This window comes from Spirillospora sp. NPDC029432, assembly GCF_040703975.1.
Lineage (GTDB): Bacteria > Actinomycetota > Actinomycetes > Streptosporangiales > Streptosporangiaceae > Spirillospora.
The window spans coordinates 38,560-48,323 of sequence record NZ_JBEZWH010000060.1 but is presented as its reverse complement, the minus strand read 5'-3'; the positions used below and the strand labels follow the sequence as shown (position 1 = coordinate 48,323).

The window sequence follows — 9,764 nt, the reverse complement described above, 5'->3', positions numbered from 1 at the left end:
GCCCCCTCTGCCCGGGGGCGGGTGCCCGGAGCGTCCAACGCGCGGCGGGGGCGCCCCCCCTGCGCGGGGGGCGTGGGGGGTCGACCCCCCACAATGAAACAGTGCATAAACCTTATGGCGATCTTGGGCGGCCTCCGCTGCATGAGCGGGCGCTTCGGCGTGCGCTGGTGCGGGATGGCGGGTTGTGGCGGGATGTCGGGGTCGTGGCGGAGACGGGGTCGACGAACGCGGATCTGGGTGAGGCGGCGGGGAGGGGGGCGCCGGAGGGGACGGTGCTGGTCACGGAGTCGCAGACGGCGGGGCGTGGGCGGCTGGGGCGGCGGTGGTCGGCGCCGCCGCGGTCGGGGTTGATGTTCTCGGTGTTGCTGCGGCCGGAGGTGGCGGCGGATCGGCTGGGCTGGTTGCCGTTGCTGACGGGGGTGGCGGTGGCGACGGCGGTGCGGCGGATGACGGCGTGGTCGGAGGCCGGTGAGGGGTTTCTGGGGGAGGCGGCGGATGTCGCGGTCGATGTGCGGCTGAAGTGGCCGAACGATCTTCTCGCCGGTGAGCGGAAGCTGGGCGGGATCCTGGCGGAGAAGGTGGCCGATGCGGTGATCGTCGGGTGCGGGTTGAACGTGGGGTTGCGGGAGGAGGAGCTTCCGGTGCCGACGGCGACGTCGCTGCTGATCGAGGGGGCGCCGATGAGTGATCGGGCGCCGCTGCTGCGGGCGATCCTGCGGGAGTTCGAGACTTGGTACCGGGAGTGGACGGCGCTGGGCGGTGATCCGGAGGCGAGTGGCCTGCGGACGGCGTACAAGGATCTGTGCGCGACGCTGGGGCGGGCCGTTCGGGTGGAGTTGCCGGGCGGGGAGCCGCTGCGGGGGACGGTCGGTGACATCGACGGGTCGGGGCGCCTGGTGGTGACCGGCGAGGATGGTGCGGTGCGGGCGGTCGGCGCCGGCGACGTGGTGCACGTTCGATGAACGCCGCGCGGGTATCGGCGGTCCGATCACCCCGGATGCATCGTGTCTGCCACGATATGTCGCGGAACTTGACCACGTCGCCGCCGCCGGCGGGCTGAGGGGCAGGGGAGATGTCAGCAGCGGGGTTGCCGGATCCGAAGGAGATCGAGGAGCTTCTGCTGGGCGGCGAGCTGCGTTACACCCGCGTCGGCGCCGTCGAGCGTGCGGGGGTGAGCAGGGAGTTCTCGGGCCAGGTCTGGAAGGCGTTCGGCTACCCTTCGATGCCCGACGGTGAGGTCGCCTACACCGAGGGCGACGTGGCGGCGCTGAACCGGCTGGGCCGCCTCATGGCGGAGGGCGTCCTGGACGAGGACGCGGTGATCCGGCTGGTGCGGGCGTTCGGGCAGACGATGGCGCGGCTGGCCGAGTGGCAGGTGAATCTGCTCAGCCACATGATGGGGCCGGGGGGCGACGAGCCGGACGCCGAGTCGGTGCGGACGATCGTGGAGCTGGCCGAGAAGCACATCGGGGAGTTCGAGCCGCTGGTGGTGCATGCCTGGCGGCGGCAGCTGGCGGCGGCGGGGACGCGCGCGATCGCCGCCGCGGCGACCCGGGAGCCCGGGTCGTCGAGCGCCGTGCGGCCGCAGATCACGGTGGGTTTCGCGGACATGGTCTCGTTCACGCAGATGAGCCGGGAGCTGGAGGAGCTGGAGCTGGCCCGGGTGGTCGAGCGGTTCGAGGAGACGGCGTCGGACATCGTGGCCTCGTGCGGCGGCCGGCTGGTCAAGACGCTGGGCGACGAGGTGCTGTTCTGCGCGGACACTCCGGCGGACGGCGGGGAGATCGCGCTGGCGATCGCCCAGGCGATCACGGATGAGACCGAGGTCCCGGACGTGCGGGTGGGGGTGGCGTACGGGCCGGTGCTGTCGCTGATGGGCGATGTGTTCGGCACCACGGTCAATCTGGCGGCGCGGCTGACCAAGCTGGCCCGGCCGGGCTCGGTGGTGATCGACGCGGAGCTGGCCGCGCAGCTGGAGAAGGAGCCGGGTTTCGCGAGCACCCGGATCGTGCGCCGTCCGGTGCGCGGCCTGGGGATCGTCCAGCCGTACGTGCTACGCCGCGCCCGCGGGGACGGCGGCGGCCCGTCGGGGTCTGGCGGGGAAGGGGCCCCGGCCGGCGGTTGACGGCCGGGGCGTTCCCATGGCGCCGCCCTTCCGGGCGCGCGTTCCGGCGCGGCCGGATCAGTAGTCGGCGATGGGCTTGGGCGCGTCCTCGCCGGGGGCCTCGGTGAGGCGCTGGAGGTAGTTCTGCTCGCCCAGCGACTCGACCAGGCTCAGCTCGGTCTCGAGGTAGTCGATGTGGTACTCCTCGTCCTCCAGGATCTTCTCGAAGATCCGGGCGGAGGTGACGTCGCCGCGGGAGCGCATCAGCTCGATGCCGGGGCGCAGCCGCGCGACGGCCTCCAGCTCGACCTGGAGGTCGGCCTTGAGCTGCTCGACCACGGTCTGGCCGATGCGGAGCGTGCCGAGCTTCTGGTAGTTGGGCAGCCCTTCGAGGAAGAGGATGCGGTCGGTCAGCAGCTCCGCATGCTTCATCTCGTCGATGGACTCGTGCCGGGTGTGCTTGGCGATCCGGGTGAAGCCCCAGTTCTGCTGCATCTTGGCGTGCAGGAAGTACTGGTTGATCGCGGTGAGCTCGGCCGTGAGCTGCTCGTTGAGCAGGTTGATGATGTCCTTGTCGCCTTCCATGGCGACCATGCTTGCACGCTGCCCTGTTCATGGACAGCACTAACCCCCCGTTCGGCCGTGTGTCACACCGGAACGGGGGCTCGGAAGCCTGTGGTCAGGCGGCGTCGGACGCGGCGACCTCCCCTTCGGCGGTGCGGACCGGCAGCGAGGCGCCCGCGACCGGCACCGGGACGGTGGCGGGCCGGGCGGCCGGTGCGGCCGGGACCGCGGGGTCGGCGACCGGCATCGGCTCGGTACGCTCGGCGGGCATGACCGGGGACGCCGGGCCGCCGGTGATAGCGTCGGCCAGCTCGCTGGCCGTGCGGTACTCGCTCACCAGGGCGTACAGGCGCTTGGTGCAGGTCCCGCAGCCGGGCTTCATACCGCAGGCGGCCTTGACCTCCTTGGGGGAGCAGGCACCGCCGGCCATGCAGCTCCGCACGTCATCCTCGGTGACGGCGTTGCAGATGCAGACGTACATCCGGCGGTCGAACCTTCCGTGCGGCGTTACGGTCGGAGGGCATCACCGGGGGACGTAGCGCCACACGCGGTAAGGGCACCCTCAATAAGGTAAGGCTCCCCTAAGGTAACTCACGAATGTCCGCTCTGGCCAGTGGTGGTCGGTTCTCTTTACCTGGCGGCCCGGCCCGCGGGCCTGGCGTGTGAGGCGGACCTCAGCGGGAAGCATCCGTCCCGAGCGACGGGAGGGCGGGACGGTGACGGTGGTCTGGCCGGGGGACGCATATCCGCTCGGGGCCCATTTCGACGGGGCGGGGACCAACTTCGCGATCTTCACCGAGGCGGCCGAGCGGGTGGAGCTGTGCCTGTTCGACGGGCCCGCCGGCGAGGGCGGCGGGGAGACGAGGATCTCCCTGCCGGAGGTGGACGCGTTCGTCTGGCACGCCTACCTGCCGGGGGTCATGCCGGGGCGGCGGTACGGGTACCGCGTGCACGGCCCGTACGACCCCCGGAGCGGCCACCGCTGCAACCCGAACAAGCTGCTGCTCGACCCGTACGCGCAGGCGATCGAGGGCGAGATCGACTGGGACGAGTCGTGCTTCGGCTACGGCTTCGGCGACCCGTGGTCCCGCAACGACGCCGACTCGGCGCCGCACACGATGCGGTCGGTGGTGGTCAGCCCCTACTTCGACTGGGCCGACGACCGGCCGCCGCGCACCCCGTACCACGAGACGGTGATCTACGAGGCGCATGTGAAGGGGCTCACGTACCGGCATCCGGAGATCCCGCCGGAGATGCGCGGCACGTACGCGGCGCTCGGCCACCCGGTGATCATCGATCATCTGACCGAGCTGGGCGTGACCGCCGTGGAGCTGATGCCGGTGCACCAGTTCGTCCATGACGACACCCTCGTCGACCGGGGCCTGCGCAACTACTGGGGCTACAACACCATCGGCTTCTTCGCCCCGCACAACGGGTACGCGGCGGCGGGGCAGCGCGGCGAGCAGGTGCTGGAGTTCAAGGCGATGGTGAAGGCCCTGCACGAGGCGGGCATCGAGGTGATCCTCGACGTGGTCTACAACCACACCGCCGAGGGCAACCACCTGGGGCCGACGCTGTCGTTCCGGGGGCTGGACAACGCCTCGTACTACCGGCTGGTCGAGGACGACCCCCGCTACTACATGGACACCACGGGCACCGGGAACAGCCTGCTGATGCGCAGCCCGCACGTCCTCCAGCTGATCATGGACTCGCTGCGCTACTGGATCACCGAGATGCACGTGGACGGCTTCCGCTTCGACCTGGCCGCCACGCTGGCGCGCGAGCTGCACGAGGTGGACCGGCTGTCGGCGTTCTTCGACCTCGTCCAGCAGGATCCGGTGGTGTCGCAGGTGAAGCTGATCGCCGAGCCGTGGGACGTCGGCGAGGGCGGCTACCAGGTCGGCAACTTCCCCCCACTGTGGACCGAATGGAACGGCAAGTACCGCGACACCGTCCGCGACTACTGGCGGGGGCGGCCGGCGACGCTGCCGGAGTTCGCGTCCCGGCTGACCGGCTCCAGCGACCTGTACGCCGACGACGGCCGCCGCCCCAACGCCTCGATCAACTTCGTGACCTGCCATGACGGGTTCACGCTGCACGACCTGGTCTCGTACGACGGCAAGCACAACGAGGCCAACGGCGAGGGCAACCGGGACGGCACCGACGACAACCGGTCCTGGAACTGCGGCGCCGAGGGCCCGACCGACGATCTGGAGATCATCGGGCTACGGGAGCGGCAGAAGCGCAACTTCATGGCCACGCTGTTCCTCACGCAGGGCGTGCCGATGCTGTCGCACGGCGACGAGATCGGCCGCACGCAGCGCGGCAACAACAACGCCTACTGCCAGGACAGCGACATCTCCTGGGTCGACTGGGACGGCCTCCAGGAGAACTTCCCGCTGCTCGACTTCGTCCAGAAGCTGGCCGCGCTGCGCCGCAGGCATCCGGTGTTCCGGCGCCGCCGCTTCTTCAAGGGGCGCCCGGCGGCCCGCACCGACAAGGGCGGCAAGGGCGGCAAGGACGGGAGCAGGGAGCTGCCCGACCTGCTGTGGTTCACGCCGGGCGGGCGGGAGATGACCGGCACCGACTGGTCGGCGGGCTACAACAAGTCGTTCTACATCTTCATGAACGGGGACGCGATCGGCGAGCCGGGACGGCGCGGCGAGCGGATCCGGGACGCCTCGTTCCTGCTGCTGTTCAACGCCCATCACGGCGATCTGGGTTTCGGGCTGCCGCCCGCCCGGTACGGAGGGATGTGGTCGAAGGTGCTCGACACGGCCGACCCCATGCTCGCCGAGGAGGAGTCTCCGGTGGTCAAGGCAGGTGAGACGGTGACGGTCGAGGCCCGCTCGCTCCAGGTGCTCCGCCGTGTCTGACCCGCCCGCCGCGCCCCCTGCCGCCCCCTCTGCCGGGCCCGCGACCGGCACGTACCGGCTCCAGCTGCGCGGTACGAGCGGCCCCGGCCGCTGCGGCCTCAACGAGGCGGCCGCGCTCGCCCCGTACCTGGCGTCGCTGGGCGTGTCGCACGTGTACCTGTCGCCCGTGCTCCAGGCGGCGCCCGGCTCGGCGCACGGGTACGACGTCGTCGACCACGAGCGGCTGTCGGCGGAGCTGGGCGGCGGTGACGCGTTCCGCGCGATGGTGTCGCGGTTCCGCGCGCACGGGCTCCGCGTGCTGCTGGACGTGGTGCCGAACCACATGGCGATCCCCGACCCCCCGGTGCTGAACGCGCCGCTCGCCGCGGTGATCGAGGAGGGGGCGGACTCGCCGTACGCCCGCTGGTTCGACGTCGACTGGGAGGCGGGCGGCGGCCGGCTCGTCCTGCCGGGGCAGGGGGAGCCGAACTACCGGCGCTTCTTCGACATCTCCGGGCTGATCTGCCTGCGCCAGGAGGACGCCGAGGTCTTCGCCCGCACGCACGGCCTGCTGCTGCGCATGGTGGCCGAGGGGCTGGTGGACGGGCTGCGGATCGACCACCCCGACGGCCTCACCGACCCGCGCGGCTACCTGGAGCGCCTGTCGGCCGCCGCCTCCGCGCCGGGGGAGCCGCGCTGGATCCTGGTCGAGAAGATCACCACGGGTGAGGAGCGGCTGCCGGCCGGCTGGCGGTGCGCCGGGACCACCGGGTACGACGCCCTCGGGATGGTCGGCGGCGTCTTCGTCGACCCGGACGGGGAGCGGCCGCTGACCGAGGCGTACACGGAGTTCACCGGCGGGCCGGAGTCGTTCGCCGAGGTCGAGCACGAGGCCCGCCGGTACGCGGCCGGGCACGGGCTGCGGCCGGAGGTCGACCGGCTGCACCGGGTGCTGTGCCGGGCGCTGGGCGAGCGGGACGAGGCGCGGCGCGCGGACCTCCGCACGGCCCTGGTCGAGCTGCTGGCCGCGATGCCCGTCTACCGGGCGTACGTCGTCCCGGGCGAGGACCCGCCCGTCCAGGCGGTCGAGGTCCTGGAGCGGGCGGAGAGGGCCGCGCGCGCCCGCGTCCCGGAACCGCTGCGCGACGACCTGCGGAGGATCGTCGCGCTGGCCCTCGGGGGCGGCGGCGGGAGCGGGGCGGCCGAGTTCGCCGAGCGGTTCCAGCAGACGTCGGCGCCGCTGGCCGCCAAGGGCGTGGAGGACACCGCGTTCTACCGCTGGAACCGGATGGCCGCCCTGAACGAGGTCGGCGGCGACCCGGCGCGCTTCGCGGTGAGCCCGGAGGACTTCCACGCGTACTGCGCCCGGCAGCTCCGCGACTGGCCCGCCACGATGACGACCCTGTCCACGCACGACACCAAGCGGCAGGAGGACGTCCGCGCCCGGCTCGCCGTCCTGGCGGAGCTGCCGGGGCCGTGGGCGGAGGCGGTGGGTCGCTGGCGCGGCTGGGACCCGAAGGGCTCGCCGCTCGAACCCGACCTGGAGTACCTCCTCTGGCAGACGCTCGCCGGCGCCTGGCCGCTCACGGAGGAGCGGCTCGCGGAGTTCCTGACCAAGGCGATGCGCGAGGCCAAGACCCGGACGAACTGGATCGAGCCCGACACCGGCTACGAGGAGGCGGTGCTCGCGTACGCGCGGCGCGTCCTCGCGGACGCCGACCTGACCGCCGACCTGGCCGGGTTCGTGGACATGCTGGACGGCTACGCGCGCGCCAACGTCCTCGGCCAGAAGCTCGTCCAGCTGACCATGCCCGGCGTCCCGGACGTCTACCAGGGCTGCGAGCTGGCCGGGCTGTCGCTGGTCGATCCCGACAACCGGCGGCCGGTCGACTACGGCCTGCGCCGCTCGCGCCTCACCCGGCTCGACAGCGGCCGCGAGCCCCGCGACCTGCACGACGAGAAGCTGCTGGTCACCTCGCGGGCGCTGCGGCTGCGCCGGGACCGTCCCGAGTGGTTCGGGACCGGCGCGTACGAGCCCGCCGCGGCGGAGGGGCGCGCGGCGCGGCACGTGCTGGCGTCCCGGCGCGGGGAGCGGCCGGGGGCGCTGACGGTCGCGACCCGGCTCCCGGCGGGGCTCGAACGGGCCGGCGGCTGGCACGGCACGTACCTGGACGCGGGCCCGGGCCTGTGGCGGGACGTCCTGACCGGCGAGGTCCACCGGGGCTCGCGGCTCGCGCTCGCCGACGTCCTCGGCACGCTGCCGGTGGCCCTGCTGGTCCCGGACCAGGCGGGGGACGGGTGACCCGCTTCGAGGTGTGGGCGCCGGACGCCGGGCGCGTCCAGGTCGCCGTCTGGGAAGGAGAGAACCCGAGCCGGCACCCGATGACGCGGGACGGGCAGGGCGGCTGGTGGATCGCCGACGTCCCCGGCGCGGGCCACGGCACGGACTACGGCTTCGTCCTGGACGATCAGGACGAGATCCTCCCCGACCCGCGCTCTCCCTGGCAGCCGCACGGCGCGCACGGAGTGAGCCGGGTGTACGAGCACGACCGCTTCCCCTGGACGGACGGCGCCTGGCGGGGCCGCCCCCTCCCCGGAAGCGTCCTGTACGAGCTGCATGTGGGCACGTTCACCCCTGAGGGGACGTTCGACGCGGCCATAGAACGGCTGGACCATCTCGTCTCCCTTGGGGTGGACGCAGTCGAACTCCTGCCCGTCGCAGCGTTCCCGGGGAATCACGGCTGGGGCTATGACGGCGTCCACCTGTGGGCACCGCACGAGCCGTACGGCGGGCCCGACGGGCTGAAGCGTTTCGTGGACGCCGCCCACGGCAAGGGGCTCGCCGTCATCCTCGACGTCGTCTACAACCACCTCGGCCCCAGCGGCAACCGCCTCGCCTCCTATGGGCCGTACTTCACCGGCGCGTACAGCACCCCATGGGGGGACGCGGTGAACTTCGACCAGGCGGGGTCCGACGAGGTGCGCGCGTTCGTCATCGGCAACGCGCTGATGTGGCTGCGCGACCACCATTTCGACGGGCTGCGCCTGGACGCCGTCCACGCCATCGACGACCACGGCGCCGTCCACGTCCTGGAGGAGCTGGCGGGCCGCGTGCGGGCGCTCTCGGCGCATCTGGGACGCGAGCTGTTCCTGATCGCCGAGTCCGACCTGAACGACCCGAGGCTGATCACCTCGCGGGAGGCGGGCGGGTACGGGCTGGACGGGCAGTGGTGCGACGACGTCCACCACGCGCTGCACGCCGCACTGACGGGCGAACGGCAGGGGTACTACTGCGACTTCGGCTCGACGGAGACGCTCGCGAAGGCGCTGACCAGGGCGTTCGTCCACGACGGGACCTGGTCGGCGTACCGGGGGCGCCGCCACGGCCGCCCGGTGGACGTGGAACGGACGCCCGCGCACCGGTTCGTGACGTTCCTGCAGAACCACGACCAGGTCGGGAACCGGGCCGCCGGCGACCGGACCGCGGCCGCGCTCCCGCCCGGCCGGCTCAAGATCGGCGCGGCGCTGCTGCTGCTGGGCCCGTTCACGCCGATGCTCTTCATGGGGGAGGAGTGGGCGGCGAGCACGCCGTGGTGCTACTTCACCGACCACCGCGAGCCCGAGCTGGGCCGGGCGGTGACCGAGGGGCGGCGGCGCGAGTTCGCCCGGCACGGCTGGGCGGGCGAGGTGCCCGATCCACAGGCCGCGGAGACCTTCCGGCGCTCGCGGCTCGACTGGGCCGAGGCGGGCGGCGGCGTCCACCGAGAGCTGCTCGAATGGCACCGCGCGCTGATCGCGCTCCGGCGGGCCTGGCCCGAGCTGACCGAACCGCGCCTCACCGGCGTCTCCGTGGAGATCCCGCGCGGAGAACGGGGAGACACGCGGGCGGATGAGCGGAATGGGGGCGATGAAACGGATGCCCGCCGGCTGGTCCTGCGGCGCGGCCGGATCCGCGTCGCCGTCGAATTCGAGGAACGAACAATGCAAATCCCGGTCGAACCGGACGCGCGCCTCCTGCTCGCCTCCGACCCGGCCGTACGCCTGGAGCCGGGAGCGGGTGCCGGAACCGCCGCGCTGACCCTGCCGGGACCCGCCGTGGCGGTGCTCGCAGCCCCCGCGACACGCTGACCTGTGCCAATAACGTACGGTTACTTCGCCCTACTCCCCGATTTGTTCGTGTTCATGGAAGTACTATGAGTGGCAAACCGCAGGTCAAGAGCGCGGCGGCCGCCGGGAAACGT

The 9,764-nt window shown here is 72.5% G+C and carries 7 protein-coding genes; 5 read left to right on the top strand and 2 right to left on the bottom strand.

Translation table 11 applies throughout. The features are described 5' to 3' along the window. Positions 1-101: 101 nt before the first annotated feature. Both AB0881_RS32755 and AB0881_RS32750 read left to right on the top strand, forming a co-directional pair. On the top strand, positions 102-962 hold the full coding sequence (locus AB0881_RS32755; protein ID WP_366623223.1) for a biotin--[acetyl-CoA-carboxylase] ligase: 861 nt from the start codon (positions 102-104) through the stop codon (positions 960-962). A 125-nt stretch (positions 963-1,087) separates the two neighbouring features. Continuing rightward, on the top strand, positions 1,088-2,125 hold the full coding sequence (locus tag AB0881_RS32750; protein ID WP_366623221.1) for an adenylate/guanylate cyclase domain-containing protein: 1,038 nt from the start codon (positions 1,088-1,090) through the stop codon (positions 2,123-2,125). Between the two features lie 57 nt (positions 2,126-2,182). Here AB0881_RS32750 and bfr read toward each other — a convergent pair whose 3' ends face one another. Next, a complete protein-coding gene (bfr, locus tag AB0881_RS32745; RefSeq protein ID WP_366623233.1) occupies positions 2,183-2,689 on the bottom strand; it encodes a bacterioferritin in 507 nt (168 codons plus the stop codon). 94 nt (positions 2,690-2,783) lie between these two features. Continuing rightward, a complete protein-coding gene (locus AB0881_RS32740) occupies positions 2,784-3,149 on the bottom strand; it encodes a (2Fe-2S)-binding protein (protein ID WP_366623219.1) in 366 nt (121 codons plus the stop codon). Positions 3,150-3,384: 235 nt separating this feature from the next. On the opposite strand from AB0881_RS32740, the gene glgX reads away from it, so the two are divergent. Genes glgX through treZ form a run of 3 tightly spaced genes read left to right on the top strand, consistent with a single transcriptional unit; the run spans position 3,385 to position 9,651 of the window. Continuing rightward, positions 3,385-5,544 carry a glycogen debranching protein GlgX gene (gene glgX, locus AB0881_RS32735; protein WP_366623217.1) on the top strand — a complete coding sequence of 720 codons (2,160 nt, stop codon included), beginning with the start codon at positions 3,385-3,387 and terminating at the stop codon, positions 5,542-5,544. Beyond that, on the top strand, positions 5,537-7,825 hold the full coding sequence (treY, locus tag AB0881_RS32730; RefSeq protein WP_366623216.1) for a malto-oligosyltrehalose synthase: 2,289 nt from the start codon (positions 5,537-5,539) through the stop codon (positions 7,823-7,825). The genes glgX and treY overlap by 8 nt, the downstream gene beginning before the upstream one ends. After that, complete coding sequence (gene treZ, locus AB0881_RS32725) at positions 7,822-9,651, top strand: malto-oligosyltrehalose trehalohydrolase (RefSeq protein WP_366623215.1); 1,830 nt, start codon at positions 7,822-7,824, stop codon at positions 9,649-9,651. The genes treY and treZ overlap by 4 nt, the downstream gene beginning before the upstream one ends. Positions 9,652-9,764: the final 113 nt, after the last annotated feature.